This window comes from Vibrio pomeroyi (assembly GCA_041879425.1).
GTDB classification, from domain to species: domain Bacteria; phylum Pseudomonadota; class Gammaproteobacteria; order Enterobacterales; family Vibrionaceae; genus Vibrio; species Vibrio pomeroyi_A.
In genome coordinates this window covers 1,647,812-1,673,759 of sequence record CP090855.1, presented here as the reverse complement: position 1 = coordinate 1,673,759, position 25,948 = coordinate 1,647,812, and the positions used below count along the sequence as shown (strand labels likewise).

Here is a 25,948-nt window from a genome sequence, read left to right as displayed (position 1 = left end):
ATGCACGTTTACAAAATACGGTATTCAGCAACCACTGAGCCTTTCTTTATAAAGGCTGTAGCAAGCAGAGGAAAGAGCTGACGTGTTTTGTCCGCTTATCGTTCGCTTACATTTGCTTTATTTTCTTACGCGCACTTACATTTAAGGCGTTTACAAATTCCGATCAAATCAACCATCCGCACACTCAGTTCATACCAGTGAATAACACTAGAAAGTGACAAACACGCAGTCTAATAAACCAATGGGTTGTGTCTGAAATCAAAAGAAATCGATTACTTATTTAATGAACCAGTATTTTCCATTATTGAGCACACCACAGATCCTGTTAAGCGGTAAGTTCCTAAAGTAACATTCACCCGACCAATAAATTAACTCGTTATTAGACAACCACCACTTGGACACAGGGCCCTCTTTAAGATGAATAAATCGCTTTCACTGTTACTTACAACCACTGCTTTAGTTTCAACACCGCTTATTGCTGACACCAATAAACATGACACTGTGAACAAGATTCAAGAACAAGTCAGTGCTTGGATAGACATTCAGGTGACACCACAAAGCAGCATTATTCAGAAGATGGTTTTTAGCTGTGAATTCTACAGCGCCACGCCTTCAATCAAGTCGCCGGACGGCAGTGAAAGTAGCAGTGGTTCATACCTCTTTTACTCACACAACGGTGTATTGGGTACAGTGACAGAACCTTACACAACCCAGCCATTACCAGAGTTAACCATGTGTCTTAAAGAAAACTTCGTGGTCACTAACCAAGATGAAGCTCAGCTGTTGTTCGAAGCCATCGAAACCGTCTATCCAAATTATTCGATGTTCGACAAGGACTTCCCTAAAGAGATCACAAAGCAACCAAATGGATGGCAGTTGATTGATGGCGAGATTTTTGATGATAAGAAAGGTTATGTCATCGAGACCACGCCGCAAGGTAAAGTGACGAAAATCATCCGCTCACTGAACCTGTAAAAGTTTAAATTAAAAATAAATATAAAGACAAACAGCCTACTGACGGCATGAGTTCAGTGGGCTTCGTTCGACCCAAATATCCGTGTGCCGAGTTCAATATGATGACAAGTTATCAGCCCTTCGAGTATCTCCAGTGTCCTATTTGGATATATGACATTGATAATAAGAGAATAACTTGGGCAAACAGCAGTGCCCTACCTCTCTGGGAGTCTGAATCTCTGTTTGAGCTGACGTCACGTGATTTTAGTGTCGAGATGTCTAAGGCGATAGAAGCAACACTTGAAGAGTACCAAAGGCAGTTTCTCCGAAATCAAAGCATCAAAACTTGGTGGAACTTCACGCCCAAGTACATAGCTAAACGAGCACTGTGTTTGTTCTCTGGGATCCCACTGCCAGACGGACGAACCGGCATGCTGGTACAAGTCGTCGCGGAAGAAGGTAGCCTAAAGCACGACCTCGCTTGCTCGGACGGTTCAAACCTCTCCCTTCTATTTGATAGAACGGGAGCGGTAGTGAGTGCTAACTCTGCTTTTTCTCAGAATTATGGCGTACCGTTTTCCACCCTCTCCGACTTTGTTTCAAGTGAAGAAATTGCAGCCCACTGGTTGTTCTCTGCACGCAAAGGGCGAGAGATTTTAGAAGAAGTCAGCTGCCATATTGATGATAAACCCCACCACTTTGATGTGCAGGGAAAATGGCTATTTGATAAGAGTGAACTGCTGTTAAACCTGACTTGTACCACCAAACAGAAAGAGAAGCTGATCAAGGCCAGATACAATGCAGAGCACGACTGTTTAACCGAGCTATACAATCGTCGTGGAATCACCAACCTCTTAGAAACCAGTATTGCCTATCGCTCGCCTTTTGAGTTGATGTTCGTTGATCTTGATGGCTTCAAACTTGTTAATGACACCTACGGGCACAGTGTCGGTGACCAACTACTCAAACAAGTGGGTGAACGTCTAAAGCAGCTCGTTGATGAGACCTGCATGATTGGCCGATTCGGTGGTGATGAATTTATTGTGATCGCCCACACCTGCCGAAATCAAAATATCCCACTGCTTTGCACGCGCATTATTGATGCCTTGAACCGAAGCTTTCATATAAGAGGTATTGGTACGCTCTCTGTCGGTTGCAGCATTGGTACTGCACATTTCCCCGATAATGCCGTGGATCAAGAATCATTGCTCAAACAAGCGGGAATGGCGATGCACATTGCTAAAGCCAATGGTCGAAACCGCTTCCAAACCTTCACTCCAGACTTAGCACAAACGCTTCACCGAAAAGTAGAAATCCGCCATCGATTAACCCAAGCCCTAGAAAACGAAGATCTCGATCTGCATTATCAGCCGATCATGAACACCAACAGCGACAAGGTGAAGGGCTTTGAAGCGCTACTTCGATGGTCAGACAAAGAGCTCGGTAACATTGGCCCTGATGAATTCATCACCTTGGCGGAAGAAACTGGGCAGATAGTGCCACTCGGAAAGTGGGTACTCAATTCAGCACTGAAGCAGCTATCAATATGGCATCGAGAGTTTGATAGCGAGCTGATGATGAGCATCAACATCTCGAGTATTCAGATGCACGCAACCTTTGCTGAACAGCTGTCTGCGATGCTCAATTTCTACAATATCCAACCTCAAAACATTGCACTTGAGATCACTGAGTCTTCGATGATTTTCAAGCATGGTGAAGTAAGGCAAGCATTAAGCGACATCTCTAAATTAGGCGTTGAACTCCACCTTGATGATTTCGGCACTGGCTACTCTTCCCTCTCTATGCTGCACGACTTACCAATTAGCACCGTAAAACTCGATAAAAGCTTTGTTCACGGCTCACACAAAGGAAGCAAAGCGATTGTCCAAGCGACCCACGCAATTTGCGACAAGTTGGGGCTCAAAGTGGTGGCTGAAGGCGTCGAGACCGAAACACAAAAAGACTTCTTAATCGGCTGTGGCTACCAATACCTTCAAGGGTATTTGTTTAGCAAGCCAATCCCGTCAAACGAAGTCGAAAGCCAATTTTTATTCGTTCGATAAGTCGGTTAATAAAGTTTTTTATCAACAAGTTAGAACTTTGAATGATTAATAAACAAGGTAACAGCACCAATGTGAACGCTTACGTAGGCTTACATTACGCAAAACAACAAAGACACACACATAACCCTTTGTTAATTAATGATTTAATCATAATTTCGAATTAGACCATCAGCTTGTACTTACACCTACTCTCTGTAATGGTTTTAGCATTTCGATTACCCTCAAACCGTCACTTAATCAGATTCATTCGTTGGTAAATATGAGCAGACAAAACGGCTTCACTCTCTTAGAACTTATCGTCGCTGTACTGATCTTAGCGGTGGTTTCTGCCACGGCCTTGGTCAAATTCTTAGATATTCAGGGCAGTGCGCGCGCGAGCAAAATACACGATGTGGCTGGCAACCTTCGCACGGGTATCGACATGATCTATGCGAAGTCTGCGATTGCTGGTGTGGAAGGAGAATGTGACTACGTTGAAAAGACTGAGATTGAAACCTACTACGTCTGCCATGGTTACCCAATCGCTTATGTCGATTCCTTAAGACGCCTGCTTAACATTGACCAAGCAGAACTCTACGTAAACAACAAAGAAGTCGAGGAAGGCAGCAATGCAGAAAGAGTCGCTGCTATCTCTTTTGATACGGAGAGTTACACCTATTCACCTGTCGGCGATTTTTGCCAGGTACTCTATCAACCGGAAAAAGAACCGCAAATCGTCGTTCTTGACGGTGCATGTTAAACGACATCTACCGCTCACTGCCTAACCATAAAACCTTACCTTGATCTCCATATTTAGGTGAGTTTTATTCGCTTAATGTCAGGTCTTTTTCAGCTCATTCTTGACTGTGCCGCGACTCATATTTGAGCCTCATTATTGCGTAGACTTTTTCCATCCTGACAAAATGAGAAAGAGAATCATGAAAAAGAAAACCTTCGTTTTACCAGCCATCGTTATTGCAACGGTATGTATCCCATTGTCTGCATTGGCAAAAGACCGCGATAACTCTATTGAAGCTGGTGTCACTTTCATCGGCAATCAAGAACTCGCGACCTTCGGCTACAGTAAAGAATTGTCGAACAATATCGTTGTCGGTGGTGGTTTCTCATTGGGTACACAAGCGGTAGATTTAGAACCGTCAAACTCACAAGATGCATGGGGCCTGTACTCCAACATCGGTTATAAGTTTGAAATCGCCGAGTTCGATATCATCCCTAAAATTGGTATCAACTATCTAAATGCAGATGTGGAGTTTGACGATGGTTCACCTAACGGCCTCAATATCGATAACGTCTATGGCTCAATAGGTACAACGGTAAACTGGCGCATGATAGGCCTAACGGTGGATTACGGTAAGATCAATGATTCAGCAATGGTGCCAGATGGTTCAGGGGGCACAGCACCATTTGAAGAAGACGTAGTGCGCGTTACCGCAAGCTTGAACTTCTAGCCTCTCTGGCATTTAGTCTTTAGCCTTTAATCTTCAGTTCCTTGTCAAAAAAGCGGTAGAAAAAAAGCTGCCAAAGGAACGTTTAAAACAAAAGGCGTCACAAGAAAGTCTTCAAAAAAAGTTGCCGAGAGCTCCTATTAGCCCGTCTAATTAGGGGCTTTTTCAGCGCTGTAAATAAAACAAAACCGACTTACTTAGAACTATGTTTGATAGTGCGTATTAATTAATCAAAAGCCACCTTTGCTTTCTGGTTATAACTCACTCAAAAAGAATGTTTATTGAAGCAAATCGTTAATATAGTAAGGTTTTTCCAGTGACACAGGCATTATAAAAACCTAACTCATATCAAATTGAAATATCTTTCAACAAAATAGAGCACAAACACTAACCAAAAACAGCTTAATCGTGGAATCAACATCACAGTTCAATCGACCTAACGCTTTGAGTTTCACCTTTCTTAGTTAAAATTAAAAATCAAGATTTTAATAACATTACATTAATTGATAAAGCCTATTCATAAAACCCCGGCAAAACCACTACTGACATTAGTATCAATTAAAAACATCATTAAATAAAGAAATATAATGCCTCAACTAAATGATATTAATATTACCTATTTCATTGTAATTAAATTTTATCCTGAAAAAATCTGATAAATCAGCCTCATCAATAACCACCGCAAATACCACGCTCAACTACATTAGCAATCACTAAAGTTATGGTTAAAACTGCTGATATAGAGGCTTACGAATGGATAAATACCAAAACAAATGGATAAATCCCCCTTGTCTCTTGTAAAACATCGGCTTTCATTTATAAATTCAAGTTTTGGGTGAACATCTCTATAACCTTTCATTACAGCCCAGATTCTGCGATTAGTATCAACATCTTAAGAGGAAATGGTGACATTTTAGTTATGTTATTTAGAACGGACTCTTGGGTTGAATGACAATCCCAGCCATCACATATCAATCACACAAATATAATAACTATCGCTTAGGAGTTGAGCTATGCACTGTTCTTTCAATATAAATAACAATAATGAGAGCTTGCAACTAATCTATAATGAAGAAAAAATATATATCAAAAGAGACAGTAATAAGATATCAGAGGAAACTCTTAATAGTAAAGAGAGTTTTGTCTTCAAATATTTAATTGAGAATGCTTCAATTTCTAACCCTCAATCAGCTAGAGATGTTGAAGAGTCTTTTAAATCGCATTTTGATGAAGAGTTCAGTTTATACGCATTAAAGAATATTATCGCGTCTATAAGAAAGAAATATCGAAATCTGTGTGAAGAAGCCGAGGTTGATAATAATAGTGAACTCATTTCTAACCTTTATAAGGTTGGCTATTTTATTGATCTCGATAAGAGCTCAGAAAACCGCATAGCGCCCAAAGACAACATCAACCAGTTCAAACCCAGCCAGATAGAGATGCTCAAGCTGATGTTCAACACCTATCACAAGGAGTTGATCAGGGCTTTGATAACCGTATTCACCGCAACGTCATTCTTCTTGTTCGTTGTCTACTTTTTCCAAATCCTTTATACAACGAAAATTGCAGATGAATACAGTGGGAACACCAAACATATTGCAGAAGAGGTAATGGATTACGGCTGTGACAGCCCTGGAGCGGTGCATTCATTAAGGCACTCACTCAATCTCGACTCGGTCGTCATGACCACCCCTCATGGCTCGTGCTATATATCCAAAAGCCGCTCACAGTATGTGGAACTCGATAAGATTGATGACTTCTACGACAGTGGCGACTTCACTTATTCGCGTTTCAGTGACCCAGAAAATGATATCGATCTGACGGTTCGAATTTCCAAAGGTTCTATTGAGGCGCGTTACAGAAACTCACTGTTGCCTCTGCTGGTTGACTCGGTCTCTATACAAAAGAATGGCTACTACATTCTCAACCTCGGAGATAACAGTCAGCCGATTTATACTTCTGAGCTACCGAGCGGTGCCTCAATCACTTTCTACAGTGACGATATCGTTGCACTGTGGGTTGCACTCTCACTGCTGCTCGCTACCCTACTCTATCACTCATATATTTTAGGTTTCTTTATTTACCTGTATCGTTGGAAACACATTTCGTTTGAAGAAGAGCCAATCATCAACACCGAAGACAACACCGTCTTGTACTACGAGTTGTTGTCTAGGGTGCGTAATGTCGGCGTTTTGAGCTTCATCAACACCATGAGACGCACCAACCTACTGACGTTTCATACGATTTTACTTATCGAAACGGTCAGAAACGCCAAGTTGAACAACAGCCATGAGATCTACGGTGTCAACGTCTGCCCAAGTGCTTTAGTCGGGAATAACTTTTCAAAACTCAAAGTGCATTTAGACGCGATGGAAGCGAATGAATTTGTGGTTGAGATAACTGAGTACTCAAACATTGGTTATGGATGTGAAGTGATAGACAACATCAAGGCGATCAAAAAGCTGGGGATCACCATCGCATTGGATGACTTTGGAACAGGCAATAACAACATCGAGATCATCGGTATTATCTCACCAACCTATCTGAAGCTGGATCGTTGTTTTGTTAAAGACATCGAATCAGGTGAGCACCATCAAGGTGTGCTGCTTAACATCTCAGAGATCGGACGCTTATCTAATATCACGATGATTTACGAAGGTGTCGAAACGCGCAGGCAGCAATATATCTTGTGTCAGTTGGGCTACAACCTGCATCAAGGCTACTTGTATAGCAGACCCAGTAACTCAGAAGAGTAAAGCCTCACCCTATTTGAAATGCAGATAAACAATGATTTCCAATTCAAATAACCACCTTTGATACAACTGCTTGAGAGCCGGCAAGGAAGCCGGCTTCAGGCTCCCTTTCAGCCAAACACTATCCATTCAACCATAAAAACATTCTATCTATTTCTATAAAACCCTTGCCAATTCGAATAAAAAGGTTAGTGTTATACACATGTATATCACCATGCAGTTTTGATTATGACCGAATGGAAAGACGACCAACCGATCTTTAGGCAGCTTGCTACCAAGATCAGTGACCAAATTCTTCAAGGTATTTGGTTAGAGCAACAAGCATTGCCTTCGGTACGTGCCGTTGCTGCCGATCTCAAAATCAACCACCTTACTGTCATGAAAAGCTACCAGTTACTGGTGGATGAAGGCTTGGTAGAGAAAAAGCGCGGCCAAGGCATGTATGTGGCCGAAGGCGCACTGCAAAAGTTGAAAGAGTCGGCACACCAAACTTTCATTAACACACAGATCCCAGCCATCGCTGAGACGCTAGGCATCATTGATATGAGTGTCGAAGAACTCGTGAAACAGCTAGCACAACACATCAAGGACAAATCATGAGTACTTTACTTTCCGTGAAAAACGTAACCAAAACCTATTCAAATCAAGTAGGTGTCGAGAACATCAGCTTTGAGTTAAAGCCGGGGCAAGTGCTTGGGTTACTTGGCCACAATGGTGCGGGTAAATCGACACTGATCAAATCACTGCTTGGTGGGCACAACTATCAAGGTGAGATTGAAGTAAATGGCTACCACCCTATCCACCAGCACGCTGAACTCATGCTGCACTTATCGTACATTTCAGATGTGAACGTATTGCCTGAGTGGATGACAGTAAAACAACTGCTTCGATACACCCAAGGCGTTCACCCAAGCTTCAACAAGCAAAAAGCAGAACAGACGTTAAGTAGCACCAACATTAAGCTCTCTTCAACGATCAAACAGCTTTCTAAAGGGATGAAGGTACAACTTCACCTTGCGGTCATCATCGCGACGGATACTCAAGTCTTGATCTTAGATGAACCAACGTTGGGTCTAGATCTACTCTACCGCGATACTTTCTATCGCCATCTTCTAGAGTGGTTCCACGACGGTGAACGCGCGATGATCATCGCCAGCCATGAAGTTTCAGAGATCGAACACCTATTAACGGATGTGTTGATTCTGAAACAAGGTCACTGTGTGATGCAAAAGAGCATGGAAGAGATCGAGAACGACTACTTCATTATCGATGTGGCAAACAACCACTCTAATGAGATCCAGAAGCTCAATCCACTGACCTCACAACCGGGGCTAGGAACAACTAAGTGGTTATTGGAAAGTCAGTACAAAGAACAGGTTGAATCATTGGGTAACATCTACAACGTTGGTCTGGCGGACCTATTCCTTGCAACACAGACGGAGAAGGCATAATGCACCCAAGTTTTTACATGCTAGAAAAAGAACTTATCGAGCATAAAATTAACACTCGACTGCCTCTGTTTATCGGGTTATGTGGTTTCTTGCTTTTCGTTAGCTTGTTCTTTAGCGGCCAAGCACAACACGATTTTTTCTTCCAAATGGAGGTTAACGGCGACGTAAGCAGCATGCACAGAGACTTCTCACGAGATCTCAATTCAGTGATCTACTTTGGCGCGGGCCTAATTTCACTGTTGCTTTCGACGCTTTACATCCCTAAAACACTGCGTAAAGAGCGCCAAGAAGGCAGTTCGATGTTTTGGAGAAGTATGCCTGTATCGAATGCCATGACTCACGCCGTGAAGCTAGGTTTCGGTTTAGTGGTGATCCCTGCTATTTGTGCGCTATTGGTTCTATTTGCTGATGTTCTGTTCTGGATTCTGAATCTATCGAGTGAACAACCATTAGCACTGTTAGTTGAGCAGCAGTCGTTATTCTACGTACTCAGCAACTGGATGGTGTTCTTTGGTCGTATGCTGCTGGTTGCGCTAGTTCTATTGCCACTGGCAACGATGACTCTGGCGATTTCGCAACTGGTTAACTCTCCGCTGCTTGTCATTTTTGTTTCAAGCTTTGCAATTAAATGGTTGGCTATCGCGCTATTCGGTTTCTATGGCATCAATGACTTCTTTTCTGTCATCGCTTCACTGCCGATGAAAGTGCTGACAACAAGCAACCCATTCAGTGCACTTTCAGAAGTTTCGATTCTGTCTTTAACTATTTACGTACTGCTCGGCATTGGCGGTTATCTACTAAGCCTTAAGTTAAACAGAACCGACGATGTTAGCTTGAAGACGCTGTTCCAACGCTAGAGTCATCGAGCTTGAGCCACAAGGCTCATCACCACACACAAGACCTAAATCAAAGCTTCTGAGAAATCGGGAGCTTTTTTATTGGGTGGCACTTTCTTTGAGGGGTAATACGTTTCAATGATTTGAATAGCAAAAAAGATTTAGTCGCAGGTGCGAGTTGATTTTGGTGCGTAAGAATTAAGTGAAGTAGGTATAACGAGAGGGGGTATTAATGAGCTGACATTGAATTGCATTGTTGTTAATGCCTGCCAGCTCTTTGGGGATGATTTCTTTAGTCGCCGACCAGATGAAGGTCCTTGAGAGTGCTATTGAAATCGGTTTGTTGCGTTTTACATACCCAGTTGAGGGTTTTGTTCGAAAGCCTTTTCGCTTTCAGCTTTGTAACTTTATAGGTTTAGATATAAAGCTTATTTCTTTGAAGCTTCTTTTGACGTGTCTTTCCAGTATTGGATACGAACGCGATGAAGCTGTGCTCTTCTCATTTTTTTCATAAGGGATATTTCCTTTTCTTTAACTGCTCTTCTTGAGCTATTTTTTATTGCCAACCATTCGAATCTAACGGTGTTTGACGGCCAGATCAATGATACAAATCACAAAACATATAGGGTTTTAAGTACCATTTACATCAAAGTATGACTTAGATATCAACTATGGCTCAATTTAATCCGATGAGCCGTTGTTCGAAATTAAGATTAGTTATCTCAGATGACAAATTCATTTCAGTACCAATACAGTTCCATGATACCTGTTTAATAGACCGGACCAACGCAGATTAAGTTCCCAATAACTTACCTTTCCTACCTATTAACTTATCACCTTCAGCAATTAAAGTTACGGTGTAACCTTGATTACAACTGTATTGACCATTTTTTATTCACATTAGCCTATACGACACAAACTCAAAATGGGATTATGTTTGTAACGGACGGCGCTTTTATTGGAAAAAGCGAGTAATGGGCAAAATTAAATGGACGTAATAATGAGTAAAGTCATTCTACAAGGGCATATTCTCGTGCCTGACAACGACCTAGAAGCGGTCACACAAGCGTTGGTTGTTCATAAAGAACTCACGCTGTCAGAACCCGGCTGTATCGTGTTTCGAGTGAGTCAAAGCACACTTCAACCGAATCGCTTTGAAGTTTACGAGGAATTCACGAGCCGTGATGCGTTCGAAGCCCACCAGCAACGCGTCAAAGTTTCTGAATGGGGTAAGATCTCAAAGAACGTAACTCGTCATTATCAAGTCACCGACGTGACCACACCACAATGACAGACCCGTTAGCCCCACGTGTCATCACATTGATCAAACAAGATCTCTTGCGAATGCAGGTATTAGAGTGTGTATCTCAACTGGGTTTACCACAATGCTATGTCGCCGCTGGTTTTGTGAGGAATCGAGTCTGGGATCACCTACATGGTTTTGACGCCCCTACACCACTCAATGACATTGATGTGATCTACTTTGATCGCAATGACACCCCTTACGAATCGGCTATTCGATACGAAGCCCAGCTTCAAGAGAGTTTACCTGAGCTCAACTGGCAAGTTCGTAATCAAGCCAACATGCACATCAGAAACAAAGACAAGCCTTACCAAAGCTCATTAGATGCGATGAGTTATTGGCCTGAAAAAGAGACGGCGATCGCCGTAAAACAAAACTGCGATGGAGAGATCGAGTGTATCTCGGCTTTTGGTTTAGAGAGTTTGTTTGATTTAAAGATCACCCCGAATCCCAATCGCAACAGAGATGTGTTTGACCAACGGGTTCAATCTAAAAACTGGCTAACTCACTGGCCCAAGTTAACGATTGGAAACACGATTGACCAGAACTAGCTATCGACCAAAGTCAGTCATTGGCACCAATTAACTGGCAGTCGAACTCAAAGCAAAAACCATTGACTCGAAGTCCAATCAGATCGAATATGCTCCACTTATTAGCTTAGTCACTCATTAAACGCGCACTTCACCAACTGCTGCGCCCCTCGTCATACAGAGTAACGACCATGAACCAACAATACATGTTGCAAGCTCTTGAAGCTTCGCGCCAAGCCCTACCTGATTGCCAACCAAACCCGCCAGTAGGCTGTGTATTGGTCAAAGACGATAAGGTGGTGGCTGTTGGGTACACACAAAAAGTCGGTGGCAACCATGCCGAGGTCGAAGCACTGAATAGATATGACGACGAAACGGATGGAACAATGGAAGGCGTTACCGCTTACGTAACTTTAGAGCCCTGCTCTTTTGTTGGCAGAACACCCGCTTGCGCCAATACATTGGTCAAAGCAGGTGTAAAACACGTCGTCGTTGCCATGTTAGACCCTGACCCACGCAATAATGGTCGTGGTATAGCGATACTCGAATCGCACGGAGTGAAAGTGGATATAGGGCTATGCCAAGCGCAAGTGAGCGCCTTTTTAACCCCGTATCTTGGTAAGTCTTAACTCTTAAATTGCCAATGCTAGCTCAGTTTCACTCGGTAAAGCGGGTTGACTGGTTTATCGACAAAATATGACCAAATATGATCGTAGACCGCATGCTGGTTAGGGAACGGCGCGAGCGCTTTCGCTTCCTCTAAACTACACCAACGGTACTCAGTGTGTTCGTCATTCAGTTCTATCGCTTGGTTGGGCGGACATACAACCGCAAACACTGGGATTAACTCAATCACGTTCACGTGCGCCTCGTAAAACTGCTCTAGAAACTGAGCGTTATACAAGTCTTGTACTTGAATCTGTGTCTCTTCTTCAAACTCACGAACAATAGCCTGCCAGCCTGTTTCACCAGCTTCAATCGAGCCTGCGACATGGCACCAAAACTCGCCTTTCACACGCTTCATTAATAGCATTTTCGTTTGTCCGTCGATCTCAGAAATTGCGACACCAGATACAATCGAAGTATTGAGTGGAATCATAATGTTACCTTAGGTTGAACAAGAGGGCGGCAAGGCTACCACCCTTCGTTTGCGAAGTTGTCTTCTATGATTAAAAACGAGACGCCACTCATCAATTTATGAGTATCAAGCGCAACTGCTGAGGTTTTGTGCCAAAGAATAAACCTAATATGTCCAAGAACAGCTTTCGTACCCAGTCATTGAGCGATTCTTATTTGAGGCGCATTTCGATAAAGAGTAGAATCGCCGCCTTGTACTGTGTTTAAGCTCTCAAAGCATACACCATAGATCCACAGCCATTTATCACCATGAAGTAAGACGACAATATGCACTCATCAAAACCAACGCACGACTCAGAAAACAGCCACACACCTGAGCATTGCTTCACTCGCTTTCAACAGCCGATAGAGTCATATGCGTTGCCTGAGCGTTTCACCTTCCCGTTCTACTATGAACCGCACCCACTGTGTGAAATCGCCTCGCACCAGCTTCAACAATACCTAGAAACACAAACCGATTGGCAACATGACTTCGGACTCGATTCTGATGCCGGTCGCGGCAAGATGTTTGGTGTGTTGTTAGTAAGAAGCCCAGAAGGTGAGCTGGGTTACTTTTCTGCTTTCTCTGGGAAAATAGCCGACCAAAACCTACTGCCCCATTTTGTGCCCCCCGTATTCGATATGTTGAGCAGTGACAGCTTTTTCCATCAAGACACGGCTGACATGATGGCTGTGAATGCGAAATTTAAAGCCCTGCAAGTGAACGCTGAATACCTGGATCTGTGTGAACAGTTAGCACAGCAGAAAGCACAGGCAGAACAAGAGATTGAAGCGCAACGCTTGTTGATTATTGAAGGTCGAAAAACGCGTAAAGAACAACGTGAACAAGGTAAAGAAAACCTTGATGAGCAAGCTTTCGAACAGCTAAATAACGAGCTAAACAAAGCCAGTGTTGCCGACAAGAATCAACAGAAATACCTTAAGCTCAACTGGGAACAAACTCTGAATGAGCTTCAAGGCAAAGTTGACGTGTTTACGACTCAATTAGCTGAGCTCAAAGAGCAAAGAGCACACATCTCTCATCAACTTCAGCACAAGCTGTTTTCACAATATGCTTTCCAAAATGCGGAAGGCAATGTCGAAGACCTTAACCAGATCTTTGAAAATACGCCAAACAAGATTCCACCAGCAGGTTCTGGCGAATGTGCCGCGCCAAAGCTTCTGCAATATGCGTATCTGAATGGCTATGAGCCACTGGCACTGGCTGAGTTTTGGTGGGGCCGTTCACCGAAGTCTGAAATCCGTAAGCACAAGAAATACTACGCTTCTTGTCAGAGTAAGTGTGTACCGATTTTAGGCCACATGATGAAAGGTCTAGAAGTCGATCCCAACCCATTACTAGAAAATCCTGCAGAAGGCAAAGACCTCGATATCTTGTTCCAAGACGATCACATCGTTGTGGTACACAAGCCAGCCGGTTTTCTATCTGTACCGGGCAAAACCATCAAAGATTCGGCTTATACTCGCGTTCAAGAAATGCACCCTGATGTTGAAGGGCCATTTGTTATTCACCGCTTAGACATGGCGACCTCTGGCATTCTGATATTTGCCCTCACACGACGTGCGAACAAAAGCTTGCAGAAGCAGTTCATTACTCGTGAAGTCGAGAAGCGATACGTAGCGATGATTGAAGGTGTTCTAACGGAAGATGAAGGTTATGTTCGCTTGCCACTGCGTGGCGATTTGTACGATCGTCCTCGTCAGATTGTCTGCTTCGAATACGGCAAGCCAGCTGAAACCAAGTGGGAAGTGATTGAGCGAAACCAAGCAACAACCAAGGTTTATCTGCACCCGAAAACTGGCCGTACTCACCAATTGCGCGTTCACTGTTCACACGAAGAAGGGCTTAACATGCCTATCGTTGGTGACGGCTTGTATGGCAACAAAGCTGACCGTCTTCACCTGCACGCTGAAAGGCTTGCACTTCATCACCCAGTCACCAAAGAGTGGATGGAGTTCCAGTTTGACGCTGAATTCTAAGGGTTCTCATTAGTAACAAGCCTTAAAAGAGGAGTCACAACGATTGTGGCTCCTACCTCTTTTGGGTATATATCCACGCTTATTGCACTACATCAAGGTTCACTTTCTTGTGAAGAGTAGCATGCCCCTCTTCTTCTTTCCTTGAGGCCTTTGATATGTCATCAGCTGCTTTGAATTCACAATCCAACACACAAACCCCTTCAATGGTGGCGTCTCAAGCACTAAGCTTGAAACCACTCACGAGCAAAAAGCCAGACTTAAACTCGGCGATGTTGAATCTAATCGAAGAAGTGAAAAACGAACTCCCCCTTTACGAATCAGAGACGTTTATCTGTGGTCCAAAAGGTAACTGTTCTGGTTGCTCTAAGAAATTATTGGAGATGGTCGACAGTGAGTTGATGTACTGGGAACACAGTATTTCAACCGGACAAGGACCAAACTTCGAAGAACTGCGTCGTTTTGGTAAACTATGCAGCAGCGTAAGACGCGGCTTAGAGCGCAACGGCTTGGTAGAAAAGCGTCCGAGAAAAAGATAGCAAACTGAATCACAGCGACTACAATCTATCGCTCAACATGACAATCTAACCGACTCACTAACTGGTTGAACTCATTAACTATAAGAGTGATAATATTTTGTAATACAATTAAGCGCCCAGATAGTATCCCAGAGACTTTCGCCACCTTCTTTAGCGAATCCATTCTTAATGTCTGATGTGCCTTACGCCTTCTGAAACACAACATCACATCCATTAGAAACCTTTTCTTGGATAACGGGGAGAGACCTTGAAGAAACCACAACCAGTACTGGGTAAGACCGGTATGCTATTTTTCCTCGTTATCATCAGTGCGTTTCCTCCATTGACCATCGACCTGTATTTGCCAGCACTTCCGCAAATGGTCGAGGTGTTCAATACCGATCAATCGATGGTTAACCTAACCCTAAGCAGCTACTTCGTGACTTATGCTGTAGGTCTGTTGTTCTGGGGACCGTTGAGCGAAAAATTTGGCCGTAAGCCTATCCTATTGATTGGCTTAGCAAGCTATATGGTCGCGAGCGTAATCTGCGCAATGACCAACAGCATCGAGCAATTGATTGGCGCTCGCATCTTTCAAGCGTTTGCAGGCAGTGCCATCACTGTTATTGCCACCGCCATTGTGAAAGATCTTTATGAGGGGCGAGAACGCGAAAAGATCATGGCGACCATCATGTCACTAGTGATCATCGCGCCGATGGTCGCGCCTGTATTTGGTGCCTTCCTACTGAAAATCGCATCTTGGAGAATGATGTTCGTCACTCTCGCGATTTTTGGTGCGTTCGCCTCAGTATTAGCGTTCTGCTATCGAGAGACGCTAGAAACCAAGTACCAAGGTTCTATGTTCCGTTCATGGGGAAGAATGGGCGTGGTCATGAAAAACCGTTCGTTCGTCAAGCTACTGGTTATTTTCTCTATCACACCAATGGCGTTGATGGGCTTTCTGGCTGCCGGATCTTATATCTACATCAATGACTTCGGGCTCACCGAACAACAGTTCAGCTACGCGTTCGCATTCAACGCAATGTGCGCCTCATTCGGGCCAACCATTTACATGAAGTTGTCCTATCGAATGCCAGTTCAAAAAGTCATTACCGGGTGTTTTACTCTACTGGCGATTGCCGGAATCTTCACGCTAACTGTCGGTGGATTGTCACCTTGGTTCTTTGCTTTCATCGCAGCCCCTGCCACTTTAATGGCCATCATCATGCGAGTGCCCGGCACTAACTTGATGCTGAATCAACAAGACCACGACACAGGCTCTGCAGTTGCACTGATTCAATTCTTTAGCATGATTTGTGGCTCGCTAGGCATGGTCTTAGTTTCGATCCGCCCAGACTCACTGATTGAAAACCTCGGCTTTATCCAATTATCCGTCGGCACCCTAGGCGGCTTGATGTGGTTAATGGTCAGAAACAAAGAGTATGTGACAACGAAGCTGAATTAAGGCTGTTCAGGCAACCTCAATACAAAACACGAAACCGCCCACTTGGGCGGTTTCCTTTTAGGTTTAGCCTCGAACAAAGTCATTCAGTATCAACAATCTTCTTTCGATAGTGTGTTCTGAGCTGGCTCATTTTTGTGGGCAGATAAATTCGGAATCAAGAATGCCGCGGACACCGCAGTGAACATTCCTATCACTAGTATCAAAAACATTACGGTGAACCCTGCTGTTGCTGAGTAGACAGAAGAAATAAGCCAATAGGCAATTGGGGCGGTGCTGAAGCTCAAGGTGTATTTCAGAGCATAGATTCGAGAGCGCCACGCTGGTGCTGAATAATGTCCAATCAACCAGTCATTAACGGGGATTTGAGCATAGGTGCTAAGCATCAGCCCCATAAACACGGGAATAAGCCACCAACCTTGTACTACTGTTGCTAACAGCAAAAACACCAACTGACAGCCTGTAATCAATACCAGCAGCTTTTTGACTGACATACGCTCGATCAGCTCTCCGATCGACAACTGAATGAAAGCAGCACACACAAAAATGAACGTCGTTAGAGCTCCTGAGAAGCCAATTGATGAAGTCAGTTCTGTGTTCAACACCTTAGGCAGAGATGTCGTCGTGGTTTGAAAAACAAGGCCACCGACAAAAGCTATCAATCCAATACAGACGATTAGACGAGCAATCTTATTTGCAGCTAATCCCTGCGCTTTGTCATTCTTTTTCACCTTGCGCTGGCATGATTTTACGTCATACACAAAGCAGTACACTACGCCCACCAAAATACAGGCAACGCCGGGGAGAATGAATGACAGCCTCCAAGAAAATGTCTGTGATAAATACGCAGTCACTACTGCCGCTAGCGCTAACCCCAGATTGCCATACAAGCCATTAACGGTAATCGCTCTACCCGTTTTTTCGGAAGAACCAAAAACAAGTGCAGTGCCAACAGGATGGTAGATAGAAGCAAACAAACCGATAACACAAAGGCCAACGCTAATTTGAAAAGCATCTTGGGCAAACCCAGTTGCAATTGCTGCTGTGCCTGTACCAAAAAAGAATGCCTTCATTGATCCGGTGCGGCTCCAATAGTCGGCAAGCCAGCCTACGGGTAAAGACATCACGCCATAAACAATCATTGCTGCACTGCCCACACTCAAAAGCTCGGCATAGCCCATCCCCCACTCTAAATGCAACGTAAGCACGGCACTTGGGAAAATAAGCAAAACATAATGATTGAGGCCGTGGCCAAGATTGAGAGATAACGAATTGAGTAAGCGCTTCATGATAGAACCTTATTAGTCGGTGACATCAGAAGTTTAACTGTCTATTATTTGTCTCATAGACCACAATAAGACAATATTTTACTCAAATGAGCCAAACACCCAAAGCCATCGGTTCAACGTCAAATGCGATTACCTTGGACATTGATCAGCGACCTGCTGTCGTGGTTCCCAAATCATATTCGAATGGGTTTGTTATCGATTGGCACTTCCACCGTTATCATCAATTAGTATGCGCACGCAGTGGTGTCATGGCGGTAGAGACAGAAAATGACTTGTGGTTGATTCCACCACAACGCGCGGTTTGGGTTCCCGCTTATCAAAAACACAAGGTCTACATGTATGGCGATGCAGAGATGAAGAACCTCTACCTGCATCAAGACATCGATCTCGACTTACCCAGTGAAAGTTGTGTGCTCAACATATCAGCCATGCTGAGGGAGATCATCAATCACCTTTCTGGGTATGCCGAACAGGAAGATCAAGATCTCTTCAGTCAGCCTTATCGAAACTTGATACAAGTGGTATTAGATCAACTGAAAGTCGCACCGCAAGCCTCTGTGAATATTCCGATCCCTTCCGATAAACGCTTAGTGCCAGTCTGCGAAGCGATCTTAGAAGATCCGGCAAGTAATCAATCATTGAAGGAGTGGGCTGAGCGAACCAACGTCAGCAGTCGAACACTGAGTCGTATATTTAGAAGTGATTTAGGGATGTCATTTATCGATTATCGACAGCAAGCTCGATTGTTTAGTGCGTTGAAATTATTGGCAAATAATCAACCCGTTACGACCGTTGCTTTAAGCTGTGGTTTTTCCAGTTTAAGTGCGTTCAATCAGCTCTTTAAACTCAACTTTGGAGTCACTCCTGGTAAGTTTTTCAGTGACACTTTATCGACAGCATAGTAATAGATACAAAAAAGGCGCCGATTACGACGCCTTCTTATAGAAACGAGCTTTTATTATGCAGTTGCAGTTTGACGAGCTGGATGTTTGATAAACACAGCAACCACAGCCACGATAGCCAGTGCAAAACAGTAGTATGAGTTAGAGACAATCTCTAGCGGCGATAGGTTGAACACCGAGCCTAATAGCAGTACCTGCGCACCGTAGGGCAACACACCTTGAATTACGCAAGAGAAGATATCCAACAAGCTTGCTGAGCGACGCGGAGACACGTTGTTCTCTTCCGCTAGTTGGCGAGCCACACTACCAGACACAATGATCGCTACTGTGTTGTTTGCAGTGCACATGTTAACCATAGACACCAAACCAGCAATGCCTAGCTCACTCGCACGACCATTCGCTTGCTTAGAGTGTGAAGAACCAAACGCACGAATCACACCGCTTACAAGGTTAGTCAGGAACGCAAGTCCGCCTTGGCGACGCATCAGCTCACTCAAACCACCAATCAACATCGATAGTAGGAAGATTTCCTGCATATTACCGAAACCTGCATAGATATCTTGAGCGTAATCCGTCAAACCATAGTTCTCAACAGAGCCTAGGCTTACACCACCCGCCAGCAGAATACCGATTGTTAGCACAACGAACACATTCATGCCCGAAACTGCAAGAATCAAAATAGTGATGTACGGCAGAACTTTCAGCCACTCAATTGGACCGGTTTCAGGAACCTGAGTTGCCGTGCTGTTGAAAGCAAAGATAACAATCGCAATCAATGCAGCAGGAAGTGCAATACGGATGTTCTCTTTAAATTTATCTCTCATCTCACAGCCTTGCGAACGTGTCGCGGCAATCGTGGTATCAGAGATGATAGAAAGGTTGTCACCAAACATCGCGCCACTTAACACAACACCGGCTGTTAGTGGAATGCTCATGCCAGCAGAATCAGCAATGCCTAGTGCAACAGGGGCTACCGCGGCAATAGTACCCATCGAGGTACCCATTGCTGTCGCGATGAACGCAGAAATTAGGAAGATACCCGGTAGGATCATGCTTGTCGGAATCGCAGATAGACCAAGATTTACCGTCGCGTCAACGCCGCCAGACGCTTTAGCCACGGCCGCAAAAGCACCCGCCAATAGGTAGATCATACACATTGCGATAATGTCTTTATGACCGACTCCACCCAAGAACTGTTCGATAGCACGGTTCAATTTATCTTTGCTTAGCAACAACGCCAACATCACAGCAGGTAAAGCCGCAATCGGAGCTGGAAGCTGATAAAAAGCAAAATCGACGCCTTGCAGTGACAAGTATGTACCTACGCCAATAAACAGCGCTAGGAACACGATCAGAGGGATAAGCGCCACTGCCGAAGGGGCAATTACCGCATTAGAATTTTTCGAATTGGACATGGAACGACAACACAATAGAACAGGAAGGTGAGCAGACTAATGTCACACTTAAGGCTTGTCAACGTCTAGACGTCTAAACGCCCGATTTAATGCAAAGTAATAAGCACACCATTGAACATCACATAATAGAAAAGGCTATTTACTCACCAGTAAATAGCCTTTTGAGAACAGATTGCTTCTCTAGAACCGATAGCTTTTCGAGAACAAATAGCGTTTACACAGAAGCTAGGCTTTGCTTGCTTAGTTTTTTTGTTGGAACGTCACTTGGTATTCACCAATACCTTCGTAGTGGAAGGTCGTTGGCTTATCGAAGCCCATCTCCACGATACCGCAGTATGAACCCGTGATGATTGCTTCACCCGCTTGGAAATCAACGCCACGACGAGTCATGTAGTTAATCAGCCAGTAGATTGGGCTTGGTGGTAATGTATTTGGGTGCTTACCTGCGAATGCTTGAACTTGTTCGCCTTGAGTCACTTCGATATTGATCTCAGCAGAAGTGAACGCTTTTTCACGATCAATCTCTGGACCAATGAACAAACCTTGGTTAACTAGGCCATCAGCAAGCTTTTCGTAGAACTCTGCACCGCTGTCATCAGCAAAACGAGACTGCATCAGCTCAAGTGCCATGTGGCAAGAACCGATCGCATCGTTGATTTGCTCTTCGCTGTAGCCTTCTTGGTTTGCAGGTAGGCTCTTAGCAAGCGTAAATGCAATTTCAGGCTCAACACGCACTACGTCGTTGTCAGCAAACAGTTGGCAAACTTCGCCTTGTTGAACACTACCCGAGAAGATAGGTGCAACAACAAACTTGTCTTCTGCCAGAGGAAGTAAACACTTCCAACCCCCAACTTTGTCGCTCTTGAGATCGATCATTGATGATTGGATCTTTAGCGCATCTTCCAAGTTGTTCGGACGGTACTGTTCGTTCAATCTTGGTGCTTTCGTTCCCGCGACACGGCGACTTAGCAGTTCTTCAGCCGCTTGCTTAAATACATTTGTCATATAATACCACCTTTAGTTTTATGACTCGTATAATATCGGATTTATTGAAGCTTGAATAGACAATTCAACAACGATGGAACACCGAAAATTCAGCCCTCAATTTTCGCATATTCTAGACGCAAACAACTGAAACTATTTTGATTTATACCAATCACAGTAAGAAAGTGTTCAGAAATAGCGCCGGAAAAAGGTTTGAGAACAAGGCATCATTTTTTGATAAGTAGTTATTCTACAATCAAAAATTATAACGCAGTTATCGAGCGTTTTAACCAGCTAGGCTGACCAGTTATTTACTACGATTGGTATTAGATATAAAAAAAGCCAGTAAGTTCGTTACTGGCTTTTAGGCATATTACTGATGATCAGGCTTTACTGCCCTTTCAACGTCTTCTTCAGATTCTGCATGAAGTTTCTGAAGTGAGGCATGAAATCAACAAACAGAGGGTGTTTTCTATCTTGCATCATCAATGGGCCTAGCAAGCGAATGCTCACTCCTAGTCGCGCTGCTGATTGCTCGTCTAAGCCGCTGTCTTGTTTGATCTTCTCAACAATCGCGAACATATTTTCTCTGTCTTCAATTTCAAACTGCATGGTTTGCAGTTCACGATCTTCTTCGATGTTCACTTCTTCGATAGTGATACGGTAGTTATTGTGTTTGCCTGTGAATGCTTTCATGTGGATCTCCTAAAATGCTTAAAAAGTGTTTTGGTTAGCTCTTCATGAATCGTTCGAGCTTAGGTTTAACCGTCATCGACATCACGACCATGATCGCAAGGCCAATGGGAAGTGCGGCAATAAATCCATTAAACCATTCACTGGTAAACGCCGATGTATCCGAAAATCCAATGTTATTTGCCGCTGTTACAAATGCCATGATGGACTCCATGATAAAAGCCATAATCAATCCCACGATTAGGTTGCGAGCTTTCTCGCCGTAATTGGGTAATACCTTGGCGACCAACTTAGTCACCAAAGTCATCATCACCATGCCAATTGGCATCATAATCACGACAACTAGAGCTAAGGAAGAGAGCCAGTTGCCGATGAATGCTTCACCAAATCCGACATTCATGTAGGTCATCACGGCCGTTAAGCTGCCGCCGATGGTTAGCATTAAGCTCATCATGACCAAAATTTTGTATAAAACGGGTGTGCCTTTTTGCTCAGGAAGAGTTGGCGTTAGTGTTGCTTGAATCGTCATATCTATTTCCTGTCTTGAATTTACGAACAATTAAGTTGATAATGTCAACTATAAATAAAGTAGTTGATATTGTCAACTACATTTCTGAGGATCGTTTATGTCTGATAACACATCGCTAGAGTCTATCTTTCGCTTAGTGCACTCTTTGAAACGTCAAATGAGCGAACAGATTGAGAGCTTGGATTCTGAGATCGCACCCATGAATATTCGTGTCATGAAGATCATTACTAAGAAGTCTCCATGTACGGCTATCGATATCGCGCACTTCTTAAATCGCGATAAAGCGCAGGTCACGAGATTAGTTAACGCATTGATCAATCAAGAGCTTGTGAAGAAGTCTCCAAACCCAGAAGACAAGCGTAGCCAACTGTTGGTTCTGACCGATAAGGGTGAAGAGATCATGGGTAAGGTCTCGAATATTGATCGAGAGATGCTGCAGAGAATGACCAAAGGCATGGCCGAAGATGAACTAGAACAGTTCCGAAAGGTCGCCAACAAAATGGCTAAGAATCTGGAAGATTGCGCTAAGTAGAAGAATCCCTTTCGAAGAAGTCACTCGTTTCAAAAAGCAAAAACACCACCGAATCCTACGATCGGTGGCGTTTTGTGTATGAGCTGGGTTTGTACAGTTTAGCGGTTTAGCTATATCTATCTGGATACAAGCTCTAATTCGATGCCAGTTTCCACCAGGCTTGAACAGGTACTGGTTCTGAAATGACGAGTCGTTCACCCATAACAGGGCTCACCATCTGTACATTTCGCTTTTTACTTATCGCCAATGCTTGTTCCATTGGGTCTTGCCAATCGTGCATAGAAAGGTCAAACGTACTGTTGTGGATCGGCATCATCACCTTACCTTGAAGGTCGATGTGTGCTTGAACACTTTGTTCTGGGAACATATGAATATCTGCCCAAAGCGAGTTGTAAGCGCCTGTTTCTACCATGGTTAAATCAAACGGTCCGAAACGCTCGCCAACCTCTTTAAAGCCATTGAAGTAACCAGAGTCACCACTAAAGAATACTTTCTTGTCTGAAGCGTTAATCACCCAGCTACCCCATAGGGTTTGGTCACGGTCAAGTAAGCCACGGCCAGAGAAGTGCTGTGTCGGCGTCAAAGTGAACTCGATACCTGAGGCTGTTGCCGATTCCCACCAGTTCAACTCAATAATCTTTTCTTTATCCACGCCCCACTTTTCCAATAGTGCGCCAACTCTGAGTGGCACCAAAAATGTCCCTACTTTGTCGGCTAATACTTTAACCGCACCTTTGTCTAAATGGTCGTAATGATCATGGCTGATCACTACCACATCAATATCAGGTAATTCTTGTAGTGAGATTGGCGTTGGGTGGAAGCGCTTTGGCCCCATCCATTGAACGGGCGATGCACGGTCACTGAACACAGGATCCGTCATCACTAACTTGCCATCCAGCTTCATCATCACACTTGAGTGACCTAAGCGGTACGCAACGTCTTCTGTCTCTTCGATCAATTGCTCGGCTGTCATCGGCATTAAAGGCAATGCAGCGCGCGGCACTGGCTCATTCCTTTCCACGGTTACATACGCTTTCAAGATTGAAAAAATATCAGACATGCCCGATTTGTACTCTAACTCACTGTTAGCAAACTTCTTCGGAAGCTTATCTAGATTGTCATTTGATTGTGAACCTGTGCTTACGATAGCGACCACGGCAAGTACTCCTAAAATCGGTAATAGATATTTTTTCATTGGTATCTCTTCAACCGTTGGGAAAGACCCAACCCAAAACTACACTGACTAGTTTACATACCAAAAACAAAAAGTAAACCAATGAGTGTAATTTTTATTTTATCTAAACGTGAGCGTGCCAAAATCGATTTTGGAAAAACCGACTTTGGAGAGGAGTTACTCTATTTGGTAGGTAAGGTTAGTCAGCCGACCATACATTCTTGAAGTCGGGCCATCCCCAGTTGGTGATGGCTACGTTTTTCAAGATGCCTTGGAAACGCACGGTTTGTAGATGGTGAAACATTGGCACTAACCAATAATCCGAGATCAATGTCGATGCGATGGGCTCTAGCTCTGCTAAGTAATTGGGCAGTTCTACCGACGCTTTGTGATGATCTAAACGCTGCTTGAGCCATTCGCTATTCATATGTCCCAATGCAGAGTGCAAAACAGGATCGTTCATTAACCACGAGAACAACGAAGATGGCGCATTATCGTCTAGGTTTAAGTTACACAGCACCAAGTCTTCTTTTAAATCACCACTCTGCGAGAGCTGCGCCAGTTCGCGAAAACTGTAGGTATTTACCTCAACTTCCACCCCATATCGTTTAAGGATGTCTGATACACAAATAGCACAACGATAGAGCGCGTAGTAATTATAAACGGCAATGCTCATCTTCTTAGGTAGTTGGACCTCTTTCGAAGGGGTTCGATACAGTTTCTGCCAACTTGGCAGTATGTTCTTAGCCAGAGACACACTGAACAAGCCTTGATTTTGTTCCAATTGAGACAAGATAGCTTGTGGATTGGCAAGCCCAGAAACGTACTTTCGCTGCTCGTCGCTTAGCGGGTTCGACACAGAGTTTTGATTGAACAAGATAAACAAACAACCATCTTCAACTCGGCTACGAAGACCGTCTGTTTCCGCAGAAACCAGTTCTACGTCACTTTTCCCTAACTGATGAAAACAGGCCGAATCTTCATACGGCGACACCTGCATTTGGCTATCATCAAATCGAGCACTGCCTGTCATAGACTCTTCGAACTGCCAAATGGTCACTTCATCCGTTAAAGAACGACAACCATAATAGTGCTCAAATGCAGCAAGCTTGATGCGCTCATTATTGGTTTCGACCACTTTGAATGGGCCTGTGCCCACCACCGCGTGAGACACAGAGCTTAATGGTGACGGCTCACGGGTCACTTGCGCTGCGGGTTGAACCGAATACTTAACGCCAGCCAACAAGCCCGCGAAGCCAGTGTCTGCTTTGGTGAGTTGGAAGCTGATCCTTAACGGCTGCTCACTGTAAACCGAAGCAACATGAGCTAACTCTGTTTGATAAAAAGGTAAGGTTTGCAAGGCTGAAAACAGCGAGACTAACTGTTTAGCATCAACGGGCTGTCCATCGTGAAAGGTTAGTCCGGGGCGCAAATAGAAGGTCCAAACCAACTGCTCAGAATCATATTCCCAATGGTGTGCTAGCTCAGGCTTCAACTCGCCTTTACCATTACAAGTGACGAGGCAACTGAATACTTGCCGGATCAAAAATCGTTCACTACTACGGTGAATATGGTGTGGGAACAGGTCTTCAAACTTACGTTTATAGGTTAATTGTACGTGCAGCAGCCCTTCACGCATTGTCGCGCCCGAGGTTTCTTGAAGAAGAGAACCAAATATTGCGCGGTCGTTATCTAGAATCGAGAGCGCTTTTTCATACTTGCCCTGCTCTATTAACTTACTCGCGACATGCTGAGCCAGTTCTGGATTGCTAAAACGCAGTGTTAAGTTAGAACGTTGATTCCTGCCAACTTTTGGTTCCCACACCACCCATTCAGCTTGATGCATCTTGCCTAACAGGGTTCGAGCGTGGCGCAAGCTTGTAAACAACTTATCTGCCACTTCCGTTAAGGTCACGGAGTGAGAAATGTTTGGCTCGAACGACTCTAGCCGCGTGTAGTAACGCATCATGTTTAGATCAGACAAATAATGAACCTTTTTAG

The 25,948-nt window shown here is 44.0% G+C and carries 24 protein-coding genes; 16 read left to right on the top strand and 8 right to left on the bottom strand.

The window, feature by feature from the left end; translation table 11 throughout:
* The first annotated feature begins 417 nt into the window (after nucleotides 1–417).
* The 11 genes from L0992_23340 (at nucleotide 418) to L0992_23290 (ending at nucleotide 11,964) form a co-directional block, all read left to right on the top strand.
* On the top strand, nucleotides 418–975 hold the full coding sequence (locus L0992_23340) for a hypothetical protein (protein ID XGB69316.1): 558 nt from the start codon (nucleotides 418–420) through the stop codon (nucleotides 973–975).
* Between the two features lie 47 nt (nucleotides 976–1,022).
* A complete protein-coding gene (locus L0992_23335; protein ID XGB69315.1) occupies nucleotides 1,023–3,017 on the top strand; it encodes an EAL domain-containing protein in 1,995 nt (664 codons plus the stop codon).
* 259 nt (nucleotides 3,018–3,276) lie between these two features.
* Complete coding sequence (locus tag L0992_23330) at nucleotides 3,277–3,756, top strand: type II secretion system GspH family protein (protein ID XGB69314.1); 480 nt, start codon at nucleotides 3,277–3,279, stop codon at nucleotides 3,754–3,756.
* 178 nt (nucleotides 3,757–3,934) lie between these two features.
* Nucleotides 3,935–4,465 carry a hypothetical protein gene (locus tag L0992_23325; protein ID XGB69313.1) on the top strand — a complete coding sequence of 177 codons (531 nt, stop codon included), beginning with the start codon at nucleotides 3,935–3,937 and terminating at the stop codon, nucleotides 4,463–4,465.
* A 1,010-nt stretch (nucleotides 4,466–5,475) separates the two neighbouring features.
* Nucleotides 5,476–7,218, top strand: a complete 1,743-nt coding sequence (locus tag L0992_23320; GenBank protein ID XGB69312.1) for an EAL domain-containing protein — start codon at nucleotides 5,476–5,478, stop codon at nucleotides 7,216–7,218.
* Nucleotides 7,219–7,443: 225 nt separating this feature from the next.
* Complete coding sequence (locus L0992_23315) at nucleotides 7,444–7,815, top strand: GntR family transcriptional regulator (GenBank protein XGB69311.1); 372 nt, start codon at nucleotides 7,444–7,446, stop codon at nucleotides 7,813–7,815.
* A complete protein-coding gene (locus L0992_23310; GenBank protein XGB69310.1) occupies nucleotides 7,812–8,666 on the top strand; it encodes an ABC transporter ATP-binding protein in 855 nt (284 codons plus the stop codon). Before L0992_23315 ends, L0992_23310 begins: the two co-directional genes overlap by 4 nt.
* Nucleotides 8,666–9,523, top strand: coding sequence for a hypothetical protein (locus L0992_23305; GenBank protein XGB69309.1), 858 nt, complete (start codon nucleotides 8,666–8,668; stop codon nucleotides 9,521–9,523). The genes L0992_23310 and L0992_23305 overlap by 1 nt, the downstream gene beginning before the upstream one ends.
* A gap of 979 nt (nucleotides 9,524–10,502) precedes the next feature.
* A complete protein-coding gene (locus tag L0992_23300; GenBank protein ID XGB69308.1) occupies nucleotides 10,503–10,793 on the top strand; it encodes an antibiotic biosynthesis monooxygenase in 291 nt (96 codons plus the stop codon).
* Nucleotides 10,790–11,356: a nucleotidyltransferase family protein gene (locus L0992_23295; GenBank protein XGB69307.1), complete on the top strand. Its 567-nt coding sequence runs from the start codon at nucleotides 10,790–10,792 to the stop codon at nucleotides 11,354–11,356. The genes L0992_23300 and L0992_23295 overlap by 4 nt, the downstream gene beginning before the upstream one ends.
* 170 nt (nucleotides 11,357–11,526) lie before the next feature.
* Complete coding sequence (locus L0992_23290; GenBank protein ID XGB69306.1) at nucleotides 11,527–11,964, top strand: bifunctional diaminohydroxyphosphoribosylaminopyrimidine deaminase/5-amino-6-(5-phosphoribosylamino)uracil reductase RibD; 438 nt, start codon at nucleotides 11,527–11,529, stop codon at nucleotides 11,962–11,964.
* A gap of 17 nt (nucleotides 11,965–11,981) precedes the next feature.
* On the opposite strand, the gene L0992_23285 is transcribed toward L0992_23290, so the two are convergent.
* The gene (locus tag L0992_23285; protein ID XGB69305.1) at nucleotides 11,982–12,434 is read right to left on the bottom strand and encodes an NUDIX domain-containing protein; all 453 of its coding nucleotides are present in this window, start codon (nucleotides 12,432–12,434) and stop codon (nucleotides 11,982–11,984) included.
* Nucleotides 12,435–12,739: 305 nt separating this feature from the next.
* On the opposite strand from L0992_23285, the gene L0992_23280 reads away from it, so the two are divergent.
* The 3 genes from L0992_23280 to L0992_23270 all read left to right on the top strand — a co-directional run bounded on the left by L0992_23280 (nucleotide 12,740) and on the right by L0992_23270 (nucleotide 16,432).
* Nucleotides 12,740–14,452, top strand: coding sequence for a pseudouridine synthase (locus tag L0992_23280; GenBank protein ID XGB69304.1), 1,713 nt, complete (start codon nucleotides 12,740–12,742; stop codon nucleotides 14,450–14,452).
* Nucleotides 14,453–14,607: 155 nt separating this feature from the next.
* Entirely contained in the window at nucleotides 14,608–14,988 is a 381-nt protein-coding gene (locus L0992_23275) for a hypothetical protein (GenBank protein ID XGB69303.1), read from the top strand.
* A gap of 283 nt (nucleotides 14,989–15,271) precedes the next feature.
* Nucleotides 15,272–16,432, top strand: a complete 1,161-nt coding sequence (locus tag L0992_23270; GenBank protein ID XGB70416.1) for a multidrug effflux MFS transporter — start codon at nucleotides 15,272–15,274, stop codon at nucleotides 16,430–16,432.
* 89 nt (nucleotides 16,433–16,521) lie between these two features.
* On the opposite strand, the gene L0992_23265 is transcribed toward L0992_23270, so the two are convergent.
* Nucleotides 16,522–17,718, bottom strand: coding sequence for an MFS transporter (locus tag L0992_23265; protein ID XGB69302.1), 1,197 nt, complete (start codon nucleotides 17,716–17,718; stop codon nucleotides 16,522–16,524).
* A gap of 86 nt (nucleotides 17,719–17,804) precedes the next feature.
* On the opposite strand from L0992_23265, the gene L0992_23260 reads away from it, so the two are divergent.
* Nucleotides 17,805–18,620, top strand: coding sequence for a helix-turn-helix transcriptional regulator (locus L0992_23260; GenBank protein ID XGB69301.1), 816 nt, complete (start codon nucleotides 17,805–17,807; stop codon nucleotides 18,618–18,620).
* A 56-nt stretch (nucleotides 18,621–18,676) separates the two neighbouring features.
* Here the strand turns inward: L0992_23260 and L0992_23255 are convergent, their stop codons facing one another.
* From L0992_23255 to L0992_23240, 4 genes are all read right to left on the bottom strand, one after another.
* Entirely contained in the window at nucleotides 18,677–20,035 is a 1,359-nt protein-coding gene (locus L0992_23255; GenBank protein ID XGB69300.1) for a Na+/H+ antiporter NhaC family protein, read from the bottom strand.
* 240 nt (nucleotides 20,036–20,275) lie between these two features.
* A complete protein-coding gene (locus L0992_23250) occupies nucleotides 20,276–21,040 on the bottom strand; it encodes a hydratase (protein ID XGB69299.1) in 765 nt (254 codons plus the stop codon).
* A gap of 369 nt (nucleotides 21,041–21,409) precedes the next feature.
* Nucleotides 21,410–21,715, bottom strand: a complete 306-nt coding sequence (locus L0992_23245; GenBank protein ID XGB69298.1) for a DUF3861 domain-containing protein — start codon at nucleotides 21,713–21,715, stop codon at nucleotides 21,410–21,412.
* A gap of 34 nt (nucleotides 21,716–21,749) precedes the next feature.
* Nucleotides 21,750–22,241, bottom strand: coding sequence for a DUF2798 domain-containing protein (locus L0992_23240; GenBank protein XGB69297.1), 492 nt, complete (start codon nucleotides 22,239–22,241; stop codon nucleotides 21,750–21,752).
* Nucleotides 22,242–22,338: 97 nt separating this feature from the next.
* Between L0992_23240 and L0992_23235 the strand changes: the two genes are divergently transcribed.
* A complete protein-coding gene (locus tag L0992_23235; protein XGB69296.1) occupies nucleotides 22,339–22,773 on the top strand; it encodes a MarR family winged helix-turn-helix transcriptional regulator in 435 nt (144 codons plus the stop codon).
* 133 nt (nucleotides 22,774–22,906) lie between these two features.
* On the opposite strand, the gene L0992_23230 is transcribed toward L0992_23235, so the two are convergent.
* Entirely contained in the window at nucleotides 22,907–23,968 is a 1,062-nt protein-coding gene (locus L0992_23230) for an MBL fold metallo-hydrolase (protein ID XGB69295.1), read from the bottom strand.
* A gap of 178 nt (nucleotides 23,969–24,146) precedes the next feature.
* Entirely contained in the window at nucleotides 24,147–25,931 is a 1,785-nt protein-coding gene (locus L0992_23225) for an SgrR family transcriptional regulator (GenBank protein XGB69294.1), read from the bottom strand.
* Nucleotides 25,932–25,948 lie beyond the last annotated feature (17 nt).